At 45.6% G+C, this 21,085-nt stretch carries 13 protein-coding genes; 4 read left to right on the top strand and 9 right to left on the bottom strand.

Translation table 11 applies throughout. The features are described 5' to 3' along the window. The 3 genes from ACQRBJ_RS10070 to leuS form a co-directional block, all read right to left on the bottom strand. A complete protein-coding gene (locus tag ACQRBJ_RS10070) occupies positions 1-612 on the bottom strand; it encodes a non-canonical purine NTP diphosphatase (protein WP_153124849.1) in 612 nt (203 codons plus the stop codon). Positions 613-671: 59 nt separating this feature from the next. Beyond that, the gene (locus ACQRBJ_RS10065; RefSeq protein ID WP_294969036.1) at positions 672-1,625 is read right to left on the bottom strand and encodes a YitT family protein; all 954 of its coding nucleotides are present in this window, start codon (positions 1,623-1,625) and stop codon (positions 672-674) included. Between the two features lie 148 nt (positions 1,626-1,773). Beyond that, the gene (gene leuS, locus ACQRBJ_RS10060) at positions 1,774-4,635 is read right to left on the bottom strand and encodes a leucine--tRNA ligase (RefSeq protein ID WP_445303534.1); all 2,862 of its coding nucleotides are present in this window, start codon (positions 4,633-4,635) and stop codon (positions 1,774-1,776) included. A 241-nt stretch (positions 4,636-4,876) separates the two neighbouring features. Between leuS and ACQRBJ_RS10055 the strand changes: the two genes are divergently transcribed. Together ACQRBJ_RS10055 and ACQRBJ_RS10050 are read left to right on the top strand one after the other, a co-directional pair. After that, positions 4,877-7,786 carry an outer membrane beta-barrel protein gene (locus tag ACQRBJ_RS10055; protein ID WP_445303533.1) on the top strand — a complete coding sequence of 970 codons (2,910 nt, stop codon included), beginning with the start codon at positions 4,877-4,879 and terminating at the stop codon, positions 7,784-7,786. A gap of 193 nt (positions 7,787-7,979) precedes the next feature. Then, a complete protein-coding gene (locus ACQRBJ_RS10050; protein WP_445303532.1) occupies positions 7,980-9,272 on the top strand; it encodes an ATP-binding protein in 1,293 nt (430 codons plus the stop codon). Positions 9,273-9,402: 130 nt separating this feature from the next. Here the strand turns inward: ACQRBJ_RS10050 and ACQRBJ_RS10045 are convergent, their stop codons facing one another. The 5 genes from ACQRBJ_RS10045 to ACQRBJ_RS10025 all read right to left on the bottom strand — a co-directional run bounded on the left by ACQRBJ_RS10045 (position 9,403) and on the right by ACQRBJ_RS10025 (position 15,915). Continuing rightward, a complete protein-coding gene (locus ACQRBJ_RS10045) occupies positions 9,403-10,512 on the bottom strand; it encodes an acyltransferase (RefSeq protein ID WP_117728249.1) in 1,110 nt (369 codons plus the stop codon). A gap of 22 nt (positions 10,513-10,534) precedes the next feature. After that, the gene (locus ACQRBJ_RS10040) at positions 10,535-12,235 is read right to left on the bottom strand and encodes an alpha-amylase family glycosyl hydrolase (RefSeq protein WP_117728251.1); all 1,701 of its coding nucleotides are present in this window, start codon (positions 12,233-12,235) and stop codon (positions 10,535-10,537) included. Between the two features lie 115 nt (positions 12,236-12,350). Next, positions 12,351-13,163, bottom strand: coding sequence for a response regulator transcription factor (locus tag ACQRBJ_RS10035; RefSeq protein WP_445303531.1), 813 nt, complete (start codon positions 13,161-13,163; stop codon positions 12,351-12,353). A gap of 13 nt (positions 13,164-13,176) precedes the next feature. Beyond that, complete coding sequence (locus tag ACQRBJ_RS10030; RefSeq protein WP_445303530.1) at positions 13,177-14,301, bottom strand: AAA family ATPase; 1,125 nt, start codon at positions 14,299-14,301, stop codon at positions 13,177-13,179. A 165-nt stretch (positions 14,302-14,466) separates the two neighbouring features. Continuing rightward, positions 14,467-15,915, bottom strand: coding sequence for an AAA family ATPase (locus ACQRBJ_RS10025; RefSeq protein ID WP_445303529.1), 1,449 nt, complete (start codon positions 15,913-15,915; stop codon positions 14,467-14,469). 458 nt (positions 15,916-16,373) lie between these two features. Between ACQRBJ_RS10025 and ACQRBJ_RS10020 the strand changes: the two genes are divergently transcribed. Continuing rightward, entirely contained in the window at positions 16,374-17,666 is a 1,293-nt protein-coding gene (locus tag ACQRBJ_RS10020) for an ATP-binding protein (RefSeq protein WP_445303528.1), read from the top strand. A 114-nt stretch (positions 17,667-17,780) separates the two neighbouring features. Here ACQRBJ_RS10020 and ACQRBJ_RS10015 read toward each other — a convergent pair whose 3' ends face one another. Next, positions 17,781-19,181, bottom strand: coding sequence for a hypothetical protein (locus tag ACQRBJ_RS10015; RefSeq protein WP_445303527.1), 1,401 nt, complete (start codon positions 19,179-19,181; stop codon positions 17,781-17,783). 455 nt (positions 19,182-19,636) lie between these two features. On the opposite strand from ACQRBJ_RS10015, the gene ACQRBJ_RS10010 reads away from it, so the two are divergent. Then, positions 19,637-20,965, top strand: coding sequence for a VapE domain-containing protein (locus ACQRBJ_RS10010; protein WP_445303526.1), 1,329 nt, complete (start codon positions 19,637-19,639; stop codon positions 20,963-20,965). The last annotated feature ends 120 nt before the right edge of the window (positions 20,966-21,085 follow it).

The following is a 21,085-nucleotide window of genomic DNA, read 5'->3' as shown; positions in this document are numbered from 1 at the left end:
TTATTTCTTTTTCAGATATTCTGCCAGTTTAGCCACGGCTCTGGCTCTATGGCTGATGCCGTTCTTGATTTCCTCGCCCAGCTCGGCAAAGCTCTTGTCGTAGCCTTCAGGAACGAAAATAGGGTCGTAGCCGAAGCCTTCCGTGCCGTGCTTCTCGGTAGCGATAGAACCGTTTACGATGCCGTCAAACTGATGGATTTTCTTGATGCTGGTACATCCGCAAGGACATACATCCTGCTTCTCTATGTAGCAGATAACGGTACGGAAGCGAGCCTTTCTGTTCTCTTTCCCATTCAGTTCTCTCAACAGCTTGGCCATGTTAGCCTCGCTGTCGTGGTCGGTTCCCTCAGCATATCGGGCACTATGAACGCCCGGAGCACCATCCAGCGCCTCTACCTCCAGTCCGGTATCATCGGCAAAGCAGCTCAGATGATAATGGTCGTAAACATACTGTGCTTTCTGCAAAGCATTCTCTTCCAGTGTGTTTCCGGTTTCAGGAATGTCCACGTTGCATCCTATTTCCTTCAGCGAAACTACCTCGTAGTCGCTGCCCAGGATGTCGCGTATTTCCTGCAGTTTATGCTGGTTGTTGGTTGCAAATACTATCTTCATAATTTTCAATTTTTCAAATAATCTCTAACTAAGCAATCACTAATAAGAATAAGTAATCACTACTTCAGTTTCTTAATATCCTTGTCCTTGATTTTCACCTTCATTTCATCAAATCCCTCGCCATATACACCGATGACGGCACTCTGGCTGACGAAGGCATTCGGGTCGATGATTTTCACAATACGGAAGATGGTGACGCTCTCGTTCTTTTTAGCTAAGATACAGAGCACTTTCATCTCATCACCCGTGTACCAGCCGTGACCATCAAGAATCGTCACACCATGATTCATCTGCATACCGATGGCGTTGGCTATCTCCTGATATTTCTTGCTGAATATCATGAATTGCACACTCTCTCGCTTGGCATTCATCACATAGTCGAGTACCAGATTCTCTATCACCATCGTACAGAGACCGAATACTACCTTTCTTACTGCATCAATCGTAGTGAATTCCGGTTTGGCATTGAAGACGAAGAAGGAACTGCCCACGATGACGAGGTCCACGAAGATGAGCACCCGTCCCAGCGAGATATTATGGTATTTGTTCACGATGGCGGCGATGATATCCGTTCCTCCCGTACTTCCATTGTGCAGGAAGACGATGGCGAGCGACAAGCCTGTAAACAGACAGCCGATGATGAGCGACATGAAATCCTGTCCCTCTCCCAGCACCTGTACCATCTTGCCGTCTTCACCTATCATCAAGTCTTGTGCCAGAGCCAGGAATAGGGAGAGCATGATGATGGCATAGACGGTCTTCACCATGAACTTGAATCCCAGAATCTTCAGCGCAGCCAGCAGCAAGGCGGCATTGATGAGAAAATAAGACAAATAGATAGGTATCCCCGTACCGTAGTAAATCACGGCTGCGATACCCGTTACGCCACCTGTTACTATCTGGTATGGAAGCAGAAAGATGGTCCATCCAAATGTGTAAAGCAACAGACCCAATGTAATGTAGAAATAGTCCTTGATTTCGTTCTTAATTCTCTGACTGATTGCTATTTGCATAATATTTTCCTCGTATTTTAAAAGTAGTTAAGGAGTTAAAGGAAGTTAAGACAACAGCTTTTGTTTTCGTATATCTTCTATTGACAGGATATACAATTGTCTTAACTCCTTTTACTCCTTAACTCCTTAACTTCCTGTTATCAGTAAATTACTTTTTCAACACAACGTTGACGATCTTCTTTGGTACGATGATCACTTTCAACACATTGAATCCTTCCAAGTACTTCTGGCTCTTCTCGTCTGCCAATACCTGCTTCTGGATTTCCTCGTTAGGAGTATCCACAGGGAAAGTCATCTGGAAGCGAGCTTTACCGTTGAAGGAAATGGTGAGCTGCATATCGTTCTCCTTCAGATACTGCTCATCATACTTTGGCCATGCAGCATCGCAGACGCTGCCCTGCTCGCCAAGTGCTGCCCACAACTCTTCTGCGATGTGTGGAGCGAATGGAGCGATGAGGATCACGAGGTCTGTGAGCAGTTCTTTGTTGCGGCACTTCTGCTGACCGAGTTCGTTCACGGCAATCATGAAGGCTGAGATAGATGTGTTGTAAGAGAACTTCTCAATATCCTCGCTTACCTTCTTGATGAGCTTGTGAACGCTCTTCAGACTCTCTGGCTTCGCAGCCTCGTCGGCTGATGGAAGGAAGTTGTCGGTGCGGTTCTCATAGAACAAGCCCCAGAACTTCTTCAGGAAGCGGTGGCAACCGTCGATACCGTTGGTATCCCAAGGCTTGCTTGCCTCTACAGGACCCAGGAACATTTCGTAGAGACGCAGGGTGTCGGCACCATACTTCTCGACAATCATATCTGGATTCACCACGTTGAACATACTCTTAGACATTTTCTCGATAGCCCATCCGCAGATGTACTTGCCATCCTCCAGGATGAACTCAGCGTTCTGATATTCAGGGCGCCAAGCCTTGAATGCCTCGATATCCAAAACATCGTTGCTTACGATGTTTACATCTACGTGGATAGGAGTTACGTCGTAATCCTTCTTCAGGTTCAAGCTTACGAATACAGGAGCCTTGTCGTGGTCATCGCTGTTGATGCGGTAAACGAAGTTAGAGCGACCCTGAATCATACCCTGGTTCACCAGCTTCTGGAATGGCTCTTCCTTGCAGCTTACGCCGAGGTCGAAGAGGAACTTGTTCCAGAAACGGGAGTAAATCAGGTGACCGGTAGCATGCTCGCAACCACCTACGTAGAGGTCCACGTTCTGCCAGTACTCATCAGCTTCCTTGCTTACGAGAGCCTCGTCGTTGTGAGGATCCATGTAGCGCAGGTAGTAAGCAGAAGAACCTGCGAAACCTGGCATGGTGTTGAGCTCCAGTGGGAATACGGTCTTGTTGTCTACGAGGCTCTTGTCAACCACCTCTTTTTTCTCAGTATCCCAAGCCCACTTCTTAGCTCTGCCCAATGGTGGCTCGCCAGTCTCTGTAGGCTTGTAGGTCTCAATCTCAGGCAATTCGAGTGGCAGGCACTCCTCTGGAACCATCTGTGGCATTCCGTCCTTGTAATATACAGGGAATGGCTCACCCCAGTAGCGCTGACGCGAGAAGATGGCGTCGCGGAGACGATAGTTTACCTTTACTCTACCGATGCCCTTCTCGGTAACAAACTTCTTGGTAGCTGCGATAGCCTCCTTCACGGTGAGTCCGTTCAGAGAGAAACCGTCCATGCTGCTCTTGCCTGCTACAGGTGAGTTGGTTACGATACCTTCCTTGGCATCGAAGCTCTCCTCTGAAACATCAGCACCCTCGATAAGAGGAATGATAGGCAGGTTGAAGTGCTTGGCGAAGGCGTAGTCACGGCTATCGTGAGCAGGCACAGCCATGATGGCACCTGTACCATATCCTGCCAATACATATTCTGAAATCCATATTGGAATTGCCTCACCGGTGAATGGATTGATGGCGTAGCTTCCTGAGAATACACCGGTTACGCTGTGGTTAGCCATACGGTCCAACTCGGTACGCTTCTTCACGTAGTCGAGATATTTCTCCACCTCTTCCTTCTGCTCGGCAGTAGTTACCTGCTGAACATATTCGCTCTCTGGAGCCAGAACCATGAAGGTTACACCAAACATGGTATCGGCACGGGTGGTGAAGATGGTGAACTTCACGTCGCTGTCCTTTACAGAGAATACTACCTCTGTACCCTCAGAACGGCCAATCCAGTTCTTCTGGGTTTCCTTGATGCTGTCGCTCCACTGGATGGTCTCCAAACCGTCGAGCAATCGCTGAGAGTAAGCAGATGTTCTCAAGCACCACTGCTGCATCTTCTTCTGGATGACAGGATAACCGCCACGCTCACTTACGCCGTTTACTACCTCGTCGTTGGCAAGCACAGTACCCAATCCTGGGCACCAGTTTACCATCGTTTCGCCGAGGTAAGCGATGCGGTAGTTCATCAGAATCTGCTGCTTCTTCACGTCGTCGTAGCTGTTCCACTCCTCGGCTGTGAAGTCAATCTGCTCGTTCTGAGCCACGTTCAGGTCAGCAGAACCCTTCTCCTCGAAGCGCTTGATGAGCTTTTCGATAGGCTGAGCCTTCTGGCAGCTGTTGCAGAAGAATGAGTTGAACATCTTCTGGAAAGCCCACTGAGTCCAATGGTAATACTTAGGGTCGCAGGTGCGGACCTCGCGATCCCAATCGAAGCAGAAGCCAATCTTGTCGAGCTGCTCGCGGTAGCGGTTGATGTTGGCTACGGTAGTTACCTCTGGGTGCTGACCGGTCTGGATAGCATACTGCTCAGCAGGCAATCCGTAAGCATCGTAACCCATAGGGTTCAGTACGTTGAATCCGTTCAAACGCTTGTAGCGTGCATAGATATCGCTAGCGATATAACCAAGTGGGTGACCTACGTGCAGACCAGCTCCTGATGGATAAGGGAACATGTTGAGCACATAGAATTTCTTCTTGTTTTCATCCTCAGTCACCTTGTAGGTCTTGTTCTCGACCCATTTCTGGTGCCATTTCTTCTCGATTTCTCTGAAGTTGTATTCCATTGTCTTTATCTAATTATTTTGTTTCTTTTCTTAAATATAATAAGGTAAAACCCCATTCAAGGTGCAAAATTACATTTATTTTAGCATATTACAAAATAAATCGTCATTTATTTTTAGAAAAGGAATGCGAGTAGAGTTTTTTTTTTTTGTATCTTTGCAAAGTCTATCAGTATCTTTGCTGCCTGATGGGGCAATACGGTAGATGAAAGAATGTGATGAATAATAACTAAAATAGTAAAATATGAAATCTATTAACTTGATTATCTTGTTTTTGATGGCTGTGTTGCCGACCTATGCTCGTGACAACCTGCACAATCTGCAGCAACAGCAAGAAAAGAAAAAGAAAGAGCATAAAGTAGAAGTCTATGGTGAAGTGAAAGATTCGTTTACCCAAGTCTATCTGAAGGCCTTTGTCACGGTGATGGACAAGGACAGCAACGTGATAGATACCATGACTACGAGTGGATGGGGAAAACACCTCTTTTATCATACTCAAGTCCCAGCACGTCCCGCTACTTATATCGTCAAGGCAGAATGTGAAGGCTATGAGACGAACTGTATCAATCATACCATCAAATACATAGCACGCAATAAAAATTTCTTATTCCCTTCGCTTTTGCTCAAGAAGAAAATCAGTAGGGATGTTGCCCTCGATGGCGTGGTGGTGACTGGCACCAAGGTGAAGCTGGCTTACCGTGGCGACACGCTCGTCTTTAACGCCAGCGCATTCAATGTGCCTGAGGGTTCCATGCTCGATGCGCTTGTAAGACAGATGCCGGGAGCCGAAATGAAGAGTAACGGCGATATTTACGTAAACGGAAAAAAGATAGATTATCTGCTCCTCAACGGAAAAGACTTTTTCAAGGGGAAGAATCAGGTGATGCTCGACAATCTTCCTTACTATACCGTAAAGGAACTGAAGGTGTATGACCGTTCTTCTGAAAAAAGCCGACTCATGGGGAAGGAGATGGAGAAGAAAGACTATGTGATGGATGTGGCCCTGAAGCGTGAGTACTCCCGTGGATACATCGCCAACATGGAGGCGGCGGGGGGAAGCGAAGACCGCTATCTGGCTCGTCTCTTCGGTCTCTACTACACTGACAATTCTCGAATCTCGGTATTCGGTAACATGAATAACATGAACGAAACACGAAGACCGGGAAGTCAGGGCGACTGGTCGCCTTCCAACAGTCCACAGGGACAGAAGACTACCCGCCAAGTGGGCGTTGACTTTAATGCTTCATCGAAGAGTCAGGAGATAAGAGAGCAAGGAAACGTTACGTTTGCTTGGGACAATACGCATGACTTGACCCACAGCTCGCAGGAGAATTTTGCCTCTACTGGCAATATCTTCGGTAGAAGTATCAGTGATTCGCGCAGCGACAACCATAGTTTCAACCTCTACAATAACTTCCAGGTGAGTGGAAAGTTGGGAGTATGGTTGGATACCCGTATCGACTACTCCGACAGAAAGTCATCTTCGTCAAACCTCAGTGCTACCTATTCTGCCAATCCTGAAAGATGGGGCGATATCAGGCAGACCATCGATTCTACCTTTGCACAGAATGTAAGTGGCAGCCTGCACGACATCATCACCAACCGGTCGCTCTATCAATCACGCTCTAAAGTGCATGCATTCACAGGTAGTCAGACAGCTCTGGTATGGTATAAGTTGCCTTGGGGTGATAGAATAGAACTGGACTTGAATGGAAGCTATGCCAGCTCCAAGCCAAACGAGTCTTTCAGCCTGAACCGCAATGAGTATTTCAAGACTGGCGAGAAGGACTTGCGTAACTATTACAATGACAGCAGACAGAACAGCTATGATATGAATGCCAGCTTGAAGTATGGAATAGAATTTCCATATTCAAAATGGACAATGTTTATAGGACCCAAATTTGCGCAGACCTATCAATCGGTGAAGGGCTTGAAATACCGCCTGGATGAGCTTGGCGGCGACTGGATAGCCAATCCGGAACTGATGTTCGCCACGCTGCCTTCTAACATGGAGCAGCTTTCGGGGGTGATAGACGAGGATGTGAGTAGAAGCTATCAGACGATGAAAAAGAATACGGGTGGTGAACTTGTATTCCGAAGAAATGATAGATCTTCATACCTGTTTCTATCGCTGAGCATTTCTGAAGAAAAAGAGCGTCTCAATTACCATACTTCGGCTCTCGACACGATAGCCCGGAGAAACCGTGTGGTGTTCATGCCATCGTTCCTGTATGATTGTAGTGACGATAAGAAGTCTATCCGCTTATATTATTATATGCAGAGCCAGACGCCTGATTTCTTCAGCATCATGCCATACAGAGACAATTCGAATCCGCTGGCGGTGAGGGTGAACAATCCGAACCTGGAGAATTCGCTGTATCATCATTACGAAGCAAACATCCGTTTCAACGGACTCAAGAATCAGCAGTATATAGGATTCTTCGCTACGGGTAATTTCTATCACAATCTTGTGGGTACCCGCACTACTTATAATTCGCAGACGGGTGGCTACACCTATATGAGTGATAATATTGGTGGTGGCGGCAACTGGGATTTCTGGACGACGACATCTTATGGTGTGGCTCTTGACAAGGCAAGACTGTTCCGTCTGGATTATCGTCTGTGGTTTAACGGTTTACGCCGCAAGGATTTTGATATTGCTTACGATGATAATTCTACTCAGCTCTGCTATGTGCTCAGAACTGAGTTGGGTAACAGTTTGTACTTCAAGTATCAGAAAGACAAGTTGAGCATCAACTTGGGTGGAAAGGTGGAATGGAAGCATGGTACCAGCGACCGCAGCAATTTCGAGAAATTGAATGCCTATGATTTTGAGTATGGTGGCAACATGACTTACACCTTGCCTCTTGGCATCTCGCTCTCTACCGACCTGAAGGAATATTGCAGGCGTGGTTACAGCGAGAAATCGTTTAACACCAGTGATCTGGTATGGAACGCCTCGCTGGCCCGTTCGTTCTGCAAAGGCAAGCTGACGCTGAAGGCAGAGGCTTTTGATATTCTTCAGAATCTCTCGAGCACCGTGTATGAGGTGGGCGGACAAGGCAAGACAGAGAAATGGAACAACACGCTGCCAAGCTATGCGATGGTGCATTTGATGTATAAATTCAGCAAGGCGCCGAAGAGTAAGAAATAATTGTGGGGGTATGAGGCTTGTGGGGGCTTTGGATGTATGATACAAATACACTTTTAAGGACGACTTTTTGTGGTTTTATACACTTTTAAGGACGACTTTTTGTGATTTTATACATTTTTAAGGACGACTTTTTGTGTTCTTTGAAATAAAAAATGTATCTTTGCATTCAGAAACATCAAATAGTCAGATAGTTATGAAGAGAAATGCCATCAAATACCTATATCAATGGAAAGCAAGCAACGACCGAAAGCCGTTGATAATGCTTGGAGCCCGCCAAGTTGGCAAAACCTGGTTGATGCAGGAATTTGCCAAAGAGGCCTATCCCCGTAGTGCGTATGTAAACTTCGAAGACAATGAAATGCTCCGGGAAGTTTTTGCTCATGACTTTGATATCCCCCGTATTATTAATAGCATACAATGGAGTACAGGCGTTTCTATAGACGAAGATACGCTTATCATTCTTGATGAGATACAAGAAGCGCCCAGGGGTATCACTGCGTTAAAGTATTTTGCAGAAAAAGCACCTCAATATCATGTCGTAGCTGCAGGTTCGTTGCTCGGAATAGCAATGCATCAGAAAGACTCTTTTCCTGTAGGTAAAGTAGATTTCATGCATTTATATCCTCTTACATTCTTTGAGTTCCTGGATGCAATCGGTGAAAGCCGTATGGTGGAACTGCTTATGTCAAAGGATTGGAGTATGATAACCATGTTCCGGAATAAATTTGAAGAATGCCTGCGACAGTATTATCTGGTAGGGGGAATGCCGGCTGTAGTCAAGTCTTTTGCCAGTGAGGGGAATCTGTCTAAAGTCAGAAGCATTCAAAAAGGAATCCTTGAAGCGTATGAGCGAGATTTTTCCAAACATGCTCCGGCCATAGAAGTTCCACGTATCCGAATGGTATGGAAATCCATCCCATCCCAGCTTGCCAAGGAAAACAAGAAATTCATCTATGGTGCCGTAAAGGAAGGAGCCAGAGCAAAGGATTTTGAACTCGCTATCGAATGGCTGAAAGATGCAGGGTTGATCTATAAGGTAAACCGTTGTAAGAAAGCCCTGTTGCCATTGGCTGCATATGAGGATTTTTCTGCTTTCAAGTTATTCCTGTCTGATGTGGGACTGATGGGAGCCATGAGCAATATTCCTGCCCAAAGCTTGCTGGAAGGAAATGTGCTGTTTTCAGATTTTAAGGGGGCGCTGACAGAGCAGTATGTCCTGCAGCAGTTTAAGGAGAAATCTTCCTTGTCTATCTATTATTGGTCGGCAGAAAATTCACGTGGTGAAATAGATTTTCTAGTGCAGGATGAAGAAAGAATCATTCCAATAGAAGTAAAGGCTGAGGAGAATTTGCAGGCTAAGAGTTTGAGGGTGTTTGTAGAGCGCAATCAGGGATTGAAAGGTATGCGCCTATCCATGTCACCTTACAGGGAGCAGGATTGGCTTGCCAATTATCCTTTATATTCTATATCTGCAATATTCGGATAATGATTATAGGTATAGTATGCAGATAATCAGCGCTAACGTGCTTTTTTCATACCGTTAGCGCAGATTATCCGCGAATAATTTGCGCTAACGGTATGAAAGATAAGTTTTAAATGATAATATAATCTATCTTTTAGATGCCAAAATACTTGTTTCCGGGTAACAATGATAGCACCTTGCTGGTAATCACGCAGCACAGATAGGTAAGCAGAGCTATGCTGGGGATAGCTGCCCAAACAGGTATGAGCGGCTCTGCCTGGTTGCCATTCACAAAGAAACTGGCAATAGGAGCCAGAAAGAACATATGCATCAGATACATGCTGAATGAGAGGCGGGAAATGCCAGTAATCCATCGGGGTGCTTCTTTCTGCTCAATGCAGGTGAACATCAGGAAGGCGCCAAAGGTGGCCAGTAGCACGTTGGGCGTACAGAATTCCCACGACCATTCAAGTAGAGGCGTCTCTATGAGCTGGTTAGGAGTGCCCTTCCACCAGAATGACCAACCTGTAAAGGCTGCACCTATGACAAGACAGGTCAGGCCTATCTTCATTTTCTTAGCCCGATTCCAGGTAAGGTGCTTTCGGATGTAATGCGCCAGCACCAGATAACCCAGGTAGCCCGAGCAATACCAGAGCATTGTAAATCTATTCCAGAAACATTCGCCCCAAAGCTCGGGGGTGATAAATGTGTGAAGCCATGGGATGAAGGTTGAGAGAATGAAAATACCTATGAAGGTAAGTTCCTCTTTGGCTGTTGATTTTTCCAACCAGGGCGAGACGACAGGAATGATGAGGTAGAGTGAGATGAGTGGATACATAAACCACAGGTGTCCTGCCATAGGTGAGAAATTGAATGGCAACATCCACAGACCGTGCAAGGCCTCATCCCATGTCCATTGACCAAGCATGGCGGGGATGAAAGTATATAGAAGCTGAAAGACTATGAATGGTGGCAGGATGCGCATGAATCTCCGTTTGTAAAATGCATGCATCGTCAAGCCCTCCTTCATAGGCACGAGTAAAAAAGCACTTACCACCATAAACAGAGGCACGCAGATGCGACCTAAGGCTCCGTCGTAGAACGAGACCCAGAAGCGATTGCTCTCGTTGGCCAGCATCGATACATTGCCTGCCAATCCTGAGGCATCGGCAGCATAGAAGTTCTCGCTGGCATGAACAAGCATGACCAGAAAGCAGGCCACGACGCGGATGTAGTCAATAAAGACAATCTGTTTCTTTTCCATATTTTATCTATTTCTAAAAGAGTTATTTCACAATCACGGCAACATGATTCTGATATTTTGGGAACGATACCTTACCATCCTTCACAACGGACTTTAATCCTGTATAAAGATCAGTAACTTCTGTACCATCGGAAAAATATCCACTCACATTGATACCTCGATTCGGATTTGGTTTTACACGTATCACCACCGTTTCTTCGCCTAAACGCGCACAGGTGTGCACATCTATGGTAGCCTGTCTTCCGGTAGCAATGGTTGGGTGCTGCTTTCGGATGGTGCCCAGACGATGGAAGTGCTTGAACACCTCCTCATCAATGCTATTCCAGTTCATATCGCTACGGAAAGCCTGATTGCTATCCACGTTGAATTGGGCATCACTCAGACCACGACGAGTTTCATCTCCATAGAATACCTGAGCCACACCCGGAGTCAGCAATAATGTGGTGGCACAATCTATGATGTTGGTCATGTCGGTCTCTCGGTTGTACGAATTGTTTAGATAACTGAACGGATGCCAGTCAACGTGAGCCGACAGGCTATCTGCATACTGCTGCCATGTATAGACGATGTTGTCGAGGTCGCCATGTTTCGGAAAATAGAAATTCACCATGCTCTGGAAGCCAGCTTCGGCATAATCTTTCTTATAGTCGATAGATGCGTAGTCGAAATCTCCTGTAAAATAGATTTTGTCTGTCCATTTGGCTGCAGGATCCTCGGGGTGAGCCTTACGCCATTTGCCCAAAGCCACATTGCAAGCATCATAGAGCTGACGCCAGCGAGGTATATGTGAATACTCCACAATGTCGCATCGGAAGCCATCGATTCCAAACTCCTCAACCCACGAGGCAATCCAAGCCACCATGTAATCTGATGGAGCCCATTTGTGGTCTTTACGCAGTTTGCGAGCCGATGGGTTGACCCACGCATCGTTGCTCTTACCCTCGCGCTTCCATTTTTTCTTCAGAAAATTAGGAATCTTCACGCTTTCGGTCTTCTCGGTCTTTACATCTGGCAGATCGTAGAGCGACATGGTAAGCGGATCGGTCTGGTCCCAGCCCTCGTCATTCATTCTGATCCATTGGCGGGTCCACCAGTCTTTCCAGTTGGCACACTCCCCATACCATTTAATGTAATCCAGGTCACGTCGGTGTTCTACAGCCTGCTTTTCGTTCATACCAAAGGCATCGGCATAGCCACATTGTACAGCATCGAGATAGGTAGGGCAGCCTGGATCGTTCAAATTAGCACCTAGCATCACACGGATGCCCTGAGCGTGAAGGGTATTCACCAGTTCTCGCATCTCTTCGATTGTGCCATAGTTTTTATCCATCTGGGTATAGTCAAGCGGATAATATCCGTGATAGCCGTAGTGAGGAAAATCGTTGATTTTGCCCGAACCTGCTATCCATCCATGCAGCTGTTCATATACATCGGTCATCCATAACACATCGATGCCCATCTGGGTGAAATACCCCTCACGCGCCTTTTGCAGAATACCCTTTAGGTCGCCACCATGAAATGTAGCTGCATTCATCTGTTCGCTACCATAATCGACCTTGCGACCATAATTCACATCGTTTGATGTTTCGCCATTGGCAAAGCGGTCTGTGACAAGGAAATACACCGTAGCGCCACGCCATGAAAAGTTGTCTGCAGCTACTGAATTTACCGAAAAAGTTAATGCCATCATACAGATAGCAAGAGAGAGAAAAAAGCGTCTCATAATCTTATTAATATGTTAGTTTATACTATATTGCATCCGTCCGTATTTCTACAGTCGTCATAATCCGGGTGCAAAGGTACGTTTTTTTCTCACCTTTCGCAATAGTGATTTTTCATCATTTTTGTGGTAGGAGCCCTAATCTTCGGGCCACATCTATAGCCTCGGTTGTGTTTTTGCAATGTAACTTGTGCATAATATTCTGTCTGTGATTATTCACAGTATTTGCACTGATACACAGCTGGTCAGCTATCTGCTTGCTGGCTAATCCCTGGCGTATTAGCTCTAGTATTTCACACTCACGGCCAGTGAGCAAGCCGTGCATTATGATGTTCGACTCTTTGACCAGCGTGTCGTCCATCGAACAGATAATTCCCGTCGGGCCAGCATTCTCTTTGATTACATTATAAAGGCAAAGCGTCAGCAGCAGGTTGCCCGAATCGTCGTAATCCAGATAGAAGATTCTGTGGCGGAGCGTAAGATAATTGCCTTGGCTTGTCTCAATGCGCACCAGATGCTGCATATAGTAGTTCGGACGCTGGTTTATGGGCTGCTGCATGATGAACGAATGAAATTGAAGCTCGCGTGTGATTTTTTCTGTGACATCATCGGGGTGAACATGGTCGAGCACCTTCTTCTCCCAGATGGAATCCACCTCTTCATTGGTCTCACCAAGTCCCATGGCTCGTCCCAGTCTGCCATAGCAGATGTAACATACATCAAGCATCATGTTGCTTAATACCACGAGAGCATTTTCAACCGATGCGTAGTTTTCGGCCATTCTCTTAGCCGAGGCATACGCCTGAGTATATCTCTCTTTGCAGCTGAAATCATGCTTAAGCAGTTTTTTATCCAACTGCTTCTGCTTTTCAATTTGTACCACATTCAAACGCTGATACATTGATTCGCCCATCTTCTTATTCTGATTCATATCCTTATTCTTTTTACATCATTTCTCTCTTAAACCAAAACTCGAACACGCAGTCGGCGATGAAGATGCCATCCTTCTCCAGGGTGATCAATTCCTTGTCGATGAGGGCTTTCTTGATGCGGTCGATGTTGGATTTGCTGCCCAGCGGATAGGTTTCTGCTACTGCCTGGGCGGTGAAGCCGGAGTGAACGCCACTGCAGAGGAGGCGCAGAAAGTTGAGCTGATAGGTGGTTAAGCCCTCGGTTTGCTGTACGAAGAGACCATGACATTGTTGCAGCAAGGCGCTGATGCCGCTTTGCAAGGTTTCTTCGTTTACCTCTTTCTCGGTCTCAGCCATCACGTTCCATGCCAACTGTTGCACATAAGAAGAATAGTTCTTTACGGTTTCACAGATTCTTGTAGCAAAATCCTTAGATATGCTCTTGCCGTATTTCTCGAATCGCGAGCAGATGAAAGGTACCCAATATTCTGTAGGAATGCAATCCAAGTGCAGCATCTCGCCAAACATATAGAAAGGCATGCGTCGGTTTTGGAAAATGTTTTCCATCAGATGCTTCTTGCTTCCAAAGAAGCAGTATGATACATTCTGATGATGCTGCCAGGCACCACGCAAGCGTTTCTGCACCGTCAACGAATCTGGAAACTCTCCGATTTGCTGGAATTCGTCGATGCAGACTACCAGGCGGATTCCCTTTTCCTGAGCTATTCTTTCCGGAAGATTCAGAATATCTTCTGGGGAATAGTCCTTAGGAGTAATTCCCAGGGATAAAGAATATTCGGATGTAGGATCCGGACTAAAAGAGATTTTTGGTGAAACTCTTACCAAGAACTGCTTAATGTTTTCCACGACTTGTTCCAGTTTATTACCCATAGATTTCATAATGGCTTCTGCGAAGCGATTATAGAAATCATATTCGCTTCGGCAATCGTAGATGTCCATATACACCACTTTAATCTTTGGGTTGTCTATTTCGCCTATTACCTTTTTAACGAGAGAAGTCTTGCCCATGCGTCGGGGAGAGATGAGAATGACGTTGATGCCATGCTCAAAGTCTGCTTTCATGCGCTTGGTTTCTTCTATTCGGTCGGTGAAGTTGTTTCCGGCAACCGACATACCATATACGAATGCCTTTTCCATTGCTGTTTCTTTTTACTTGATTACGGATGCAAAGATAAGCAAAAAAAACAAAGTTCACAAGGTTGTGGACCACAAACTTGTGAACTTTTAATATTATTTTGTAAATCAGGTATTTAATTTGAGGAGAATTTACAGGCCAAGAGTCTGAGGGTGTACTTTGTCTCATTAAATAAACAAATCGTTCATCGTAATCTGTTTCTGTACGATGTCGCTATGTTTGTTCTGCTTCAATCCGAAAGAAGTAATCAATGTGAGGAGAAGCGATTTGGATGTTTTCGTCTCTTCTGTGAAGATACGCAGTTTCTCCAGCAACTTCTCCTCATATTCCTTGCTGATTTCGAATTCGCTCTTGTAGAATTTCATCTCACAGATATTGATGGTTTCATCTTTCCGGTCTATCAGCAAGTCTATTTGAGTTCCTTTTTCTGTATTGCTGCTTCGCCATGAGCAAACCAAGGTCTGTACTCCCGAAATTCCCAGGGCGTGCTTGATTTTGTCTATATGGTTTAGACAAAGCATCTCGAAAGACAAGCCAGCCCAAGTATGGTATAGCTGGCTGTTTTGGGAGGATGACCAGAAACTGGAATCCTGATACTTGTTGTGCTTGATGAAACGGAAGTAGAAGAGCGTATAGAAATCTACTAACTGGAATAAGGTGTTTCGCTTTTGGCGAATGTCGGAAGTCATCTTGTTGGCTGTACTGAATGGTTCATACAGACGGATGAATCCGCATTGTTCCAATTCTTCCAGTACTGTAGAGAAGGCTCCATTATCTTTTCCTCCCGATGCCTTGACCAGTTCCTGTCGGGTCATACCCATTCCTTTGGTAGCAAGGGCAGTAACCACGGCGATATGGTCGGCTGATTTCTTAAACAAAGCTCTGTATAAGTCGTTGAACTCATCTTTCAGTTCTGCATTGTCTGCGAAAAACAGCTGGTCGATGTTCTGTGCCAGACTTTTCGATTTATCCATCATAGACAGATAATAAGGTATTCCACCCATAACCATATAGCATTCTGCTATCTGTTTTCGGCTGTAGCCGAAGTGGTAAGCCTTGAAGTATTCTTCGCATTCGTGCAGGGTGAATGGTTTTACAATCAGATGATGGGTCAGTCGGTTGTGCAAGCCACCACGGTTGCGAATCAGGTTGTTGATCATCCAGGAGGTGGCGGATCCGCAAACGATGAGTTTGATGTCGTTGCGCAGTACAGCCCAGCTGTTCCAGAAGTTTTCCAGTGCTGGTATGAATCCCGATTTGGCGGTATCCATCCATGGCAATTCATCGATGAATATTACTTTCTTGCCTTCCGGAAGTGTTTCTATGTATTGTGACAGGGCATAGAATGCCAGCAGCCAGCTCTTGAATGTCTGCAGAGTGGTGGAGTGGGTATATTTTTGCAGGGAAATGCTGAAGTTGACAAGCTGTTCGCCTTTGGCAACTCCGTTCATTCCTGTCATGAAGAAGGCAAAATGGTCCTCTACGGCTTTTCTGATGAGAAAAGTCTTGCCTACACGTCGTCTTCCATAGACGGCGATAAACTCTGATTTATCGGAGTTTATATATTCATTGAGCAGTTTGAGTTCTGCTTCTCTTCCTATCAGTCTCTGTTCCATATCTTTCGTTATTTTCTGCGCAAAGATATAAAAAAATCCCCATTAGCGCAAATTATTCGTGGATAATCTGCGCTAACGGTATGAAAAAAGCATATTAGCGCAGATTATCCCGTTAAGCGTTCGGCGATTTCAAATCCGCCGGGATGCCTGTCGGGAGACTTTCTATTGACACCTGTCGGGAGACTTTCTTTTAAACAAATCGTTCATCGTAATCTGTTTCTGTACGGTGTCGCTATGTTTGTTCTGCTTCAATCAGAAAGAAGTAATTCTCCAGTTTGTCCGCTTTGATTTTGTTAGATGTATGATACAAATACATTTTTAAGGACGACTTTTTGTGACTTTCTACACTTTTAAGGACGACTTTTTGTAGTTTTATACATTTTTAAGGACGACTTTTTGTGCTCTTTGAAATAAAAAATGTATCTTTGCATTCAGAAATATCAAATAATCAGATAGTTATGAAGAGAAATGCCATCAAATACCTATATCAATGGAAAGCAAGCAACGACCGAAAGCCGTTGATTATGCTTGGAGCCCGCCAGGTTGGCAAAACCTGGCTGATGCAGGAATTTGCCAAAGAGGCCTATACCCGTAGTGCGTATGTAAACTTCGAAGACAATGAAATGCTCCGGGAAGTTTTTGCACATGACTTTGATATTCCCCGTATTATCAATAGCATACAATGGAGTACAGGAGTTTCTATTGATGAAAATACGCTTATTATCCTTGATGAGATACAAGAAGCACCCAGGGGTATCACCGCATTAAAGTATTTTGCAGAAAAAGCACCTCAATATCATGTCGTAGCTGCAGGTTCATTGCTCGGAATTGCGATGCATCAGAATGACTCTTTTCCTGTAGGTAAGGTAGATTTCATGCATTTATATCCCCTCACATTCTTTGAATTTCTAGATGCAATCGGTGAAAGCCGTATGGTAGAACTGCTGATGTCAAAGGATTGGAATATGATAACCATGTTCCGGAATAAATTTGAGGAATGCCTGCGACAGTATTATCTGGTCGGGGGAATGCCGGCTGTAGTACAGTCTTTTGCCAGCGAGGGAAATCTGTCTGAAGTCAGAAGCATTCAAAAAGGAATCCTTGAAGCGTATGAGCGTGATTTTTCCAAACATGCTCCGGCGATAGAAGTTCCACGTATCCGAATGGTATGGAAATCCATCCCATCACAGCTTGCTAAGGAAAACAAGAAATTCATTTATGGTGCCGTAAAGGAAGGAGCCAGAGCAAAGGATTTTGAGCTCGCTATCGAATGGCTGAAAGATGCAGGGTTGATCTATAAGGTAAACCGTTGTAAGAAAGCCCTGTTGCCATTGGCTGCATACGAGGATTTTTCTGCTTTCAAGTTATTCCTGTCTGATGTGGGACTGATGGGAGCCATGAGCAATATTCCTGCCCAAAGCTTGCTGGAAGGAAATGTGCTGTTTTCAGATTTTAAGGGGGCGCTGACAGAGCAGTATGTCCTGCAGCAGTTTAAGGAGAAATCTTCCTTGTCTATCTATTATTGGTCGGCAGAAAATTCACGTGGTGAAATAGATTTCCTAGTGCAGGATGAAGAAAGAATCATTCCAATAGAAGTAAAGGCTGAGGAGAATTTGCAGGCTAAGAGTTTGAGGGTGTTTGTGGAGCGCAATCAGGGATTGAAAGGTATGCGCCTATCCATGTCACCTTACAGGGAGCAGGATTGGCTTGTCAATTATCCATTATATTCCGTATCTGCAATATTCGGATAAAAAACAAAGTTCACAAGTTTGTGGACCACAAACTTGTGAACTTTTAATATTATTTTGTAAATCAGGCATTTAAATGTGTTTTTCTTGCTGCCATCAACCTGTATCAATAGGGGGCTAGCCGAAGAAACTGTAGCCCCAGATGGCCTGCATCATCCTGGCACAGAGCGAGGAGAAATTCTGATAGAGTTTAGGCGACCATTTCGTCATACCATACAGCTCCTTCTTCTCCAGAAACATCTCCTCGTTCCATTCGGTGTAATCATATTCATTGAAGTAGCGGGAATAATCGCTCAGATTATCTCCCGTAAAGCGGAGACGGGGATCGATGTTGCCAAACCAGTCGTCACTCATCATCTGATGGGCAAAGGTGGCGAAGGTACTCTCATGCTTGATCAGGTTGAGATGCTTCAGCACGCTCCATACGCAGAACCAGTGGTTTTTCCTGGAAACCAGATTCACCATCTTGGAGATGGATTTCTTCAATTCCTCCAGATCCACCGAACGGCCATTCACCGTAAGATAGAACACCTCATTATGGAGGTCTTGCTCGAATTCCTCCGGAAATTCTATGGCACGGATATGCTCCGTGATGAGCTGGTATTTCGCCACAGCATCCACGAGCATCATGAATTCATCATTCGAGAAATTCACTTTTATCAGCGAAGCACCCAACTGGCTCACGTCATCTGCACTATTGAGAAACAGCAGGAGCAGATTCTGGGGCACCAGATGCTTCAACTCCCTTCTTGCCTGGAGCCATTGGTTCACGTTGAGCGGTTTTCCATCGTTGTCATACTGCAGATTGGAGAAATACAGTTCCAGCTTTTCGCTGCTTTCCTTTTCCGAGATGTATTTCTGCACAGCCCATTCCGTTAATCGTGCCGCTTCCTCGGGTGGCATTTCTGAACTGGTAACGTGGCAAACTCTGCGGAAATGCAGCACCAGATAGCTGGCGAGGCAATAGAGACGGATGAGATACCACAGACGTTCCTCGTATCTCACTCCCGGAAACTTCGTAATTTTATGATTTTTCTGAATCAGCTTCTCCGTATTCAGAATATCTCCCACCATTATCTGTATCGATTCCCTGCTCATGCCATCCATCAGCAGCAGGTCCTGCAACTTAGGCAGGAGCGTACTGATTTCTGAGGAGAACATCGGGGAAGAGTGTCCTTCTACTTTCTTGCCAGCCTTGACCTGGGCAAGGACTTTTTTCATGAATTTGGTAAACTGGGTGGTGACGATGAGTTCGAAGGAGGTAAAATACGTTTCGTTCTGCTCCTTGCGATGATGGGAAACATCGGTATGCTGCAAGGCGAGGTCCTGATCTGCCAGATAGCAGAGTCGGGAAGCCTTGGTACATAGGGAGTGGATGTCGAAGGTCATCTCCTGAGAGCTGTAATCTTCCCATCCGTCCATCAACACCTTGAGCATCATTGCAAAATTGTCGAGTTGACGATCGAAAACCTCGTAGCTGAATGCGGGGACTTGTTTATCTTGTTGAGTCTGAAGCATATTTCTTGTTTTATAGTGAATAGTTTGCGAAACGAAGTTCCGTTATCAGTCTGCAAATTTACATTTTTCTATCATTATCACCAAATGTTTTCCCATAAAACTGAAGAACTCTGCCCGATTTTCCCACGCCTTTTCCCACAACCCCTCTGATTTTTTCCCAAATGGAGCGGGAAGGGCGTGCGACAGACGGGAAAACTTGGAAAACGCCTTTCCTATTGATTATCTTTGCACCCGGAGTTGAGAAGACTGGATGGAAGTTTCAGGCTGCGGGTGGATAGAAAGCTATTTTCAAAAACACTCTTCACTCTTCACAAATGTATTATAAACAGCTAATATACAGTTGTTTAGATGCGTGAAGAGTGGTAGCCTACTCTTCACCACTCTTCACCACTCTTCACCCCATCTTTTTTGAGGGCGAATCACATCATTATTAATAATTTTAAAAGCCATGAATTATGGAAGAAAAAAGAAATTTTAAGTCATCTATGATGACAGGTAATCAACTGGCAATCTACCAGGTAGAGAGCTTTCTGGAGGAGTCTTATCTCTTCCGGAGAAATGTTTTGAACGGAAAGACCGAGTTCATCTGCATCAAACCAGTAAAGGAACTGGAAGAAGAGGAACCGGAAAATTCCGAAGAGAAGGAGAACTCCGAAATAAAGGAGATTTCCGGGGAGAAGGAGTTGGAGAAAAAAGAAGTGACTCAAAAGAAGGAGGAGAACCCAGAGAAGAAAACCTGGCAGGTTCTTACAGCCGAGGCTTTCAACTCCATCGTACGCCGCGCCAAGAAATTGGGAATCGGCGAGCAGAAGTCGCCAAGACAGGACATCGAGGAGTACATCAAGTCGGATGCTGTTCCCGTTTTCGACCCTATCCGGGAATACATGAACAAGTTGCCGAAATGGGATGGCAAGAACCATGTGGCTGCTCTTTTCGGCAGAATTCCGGGATTGACCAGCGAACAGCTTGCCTGGTGCGCCACCTGGTTCCGTTCGGCAGTAGCCCATTGGCTGCAGATGGATATGCTGCATGGCAATGAAACCGTACCGGTGATTATCGGACAGCAGGGTTGCGGAAAAAGTACCTTTGCCGTCCGACTGCTGCCCGAGGAACTTCGACAGTATTTCCTCGACCACATCAACTTCGGCAACAAGTTTGATTCAGAAATGGCTCTCACCCACAATCTTATAGTGAATGTTGATGAGCTTGCCAACATCACCGTTGCCCAGCAGGGCAAGTTGAAGCAGACCCTCTCGAAGGTAAAGGTGAATGGTCGTCCTATCTTCGGCAAGAGTCAGGCTGACCGCAGAAGATACGCCTCATTTCTGGCAACCACCAATGATGAGCATCCGCTCTGCGACCCGACGGGAAGTCGCCGCTACCTCTGTCTTCGGGTTCCCGACGGGGAGTTTATTGACAATAATTCAGCCATCAATTATGACCAGCTCTATGCACAAATGATGTATGAGCTTCGTGATAAGAAGACCCCTTATTGGTTCACCAATGATGAGGTGGCACGCATTCAGGAGTGCAACCTGCCTTTCTTCAAGGTAGATGATCTGGAGACCATGATCAACTACTGTTTCCGAATGCCGGAAGAGGAAGAGGAGGGCAAATGGATGGTAAGCTCCGAGGTATTCAAGGTGCTTCATCTGCAGTATCCTATGCTGGTAGGAAATTTGAGTACGAAGATTAAAATAGGTCAGGCTCTCAAGTTTATGGGATGCAAGAGCAAGCATACCAGAAACGGACAGGCCTATCAGCTCCTCGCTCTCTCGGCTTGAGAATAAACAGTGAGGAGCCTTATTCCTACAGAAGGGTAAGCGTAAGCGGCTCCGCTGTGAAGAGTGGTGAAGAGTTGTGAAGAGTGGATGACCACTCTTCACCTCTCACAACCCCTGTGT

This window comes from Prevotella sp. SGI.167, from assembly GCF_050313615.1.
Classification (GTDB): domain Bacteria; phylum Bacteroidota; class Bacteroidia; order Bacteroidales; family Bacteroidaceae; genus Prevotella.
The sequence above is the reverse complement of the archived record's forward strand: the minus strand, read 5'-3'. Positions and strand labels throughout refer to the sequence as shown.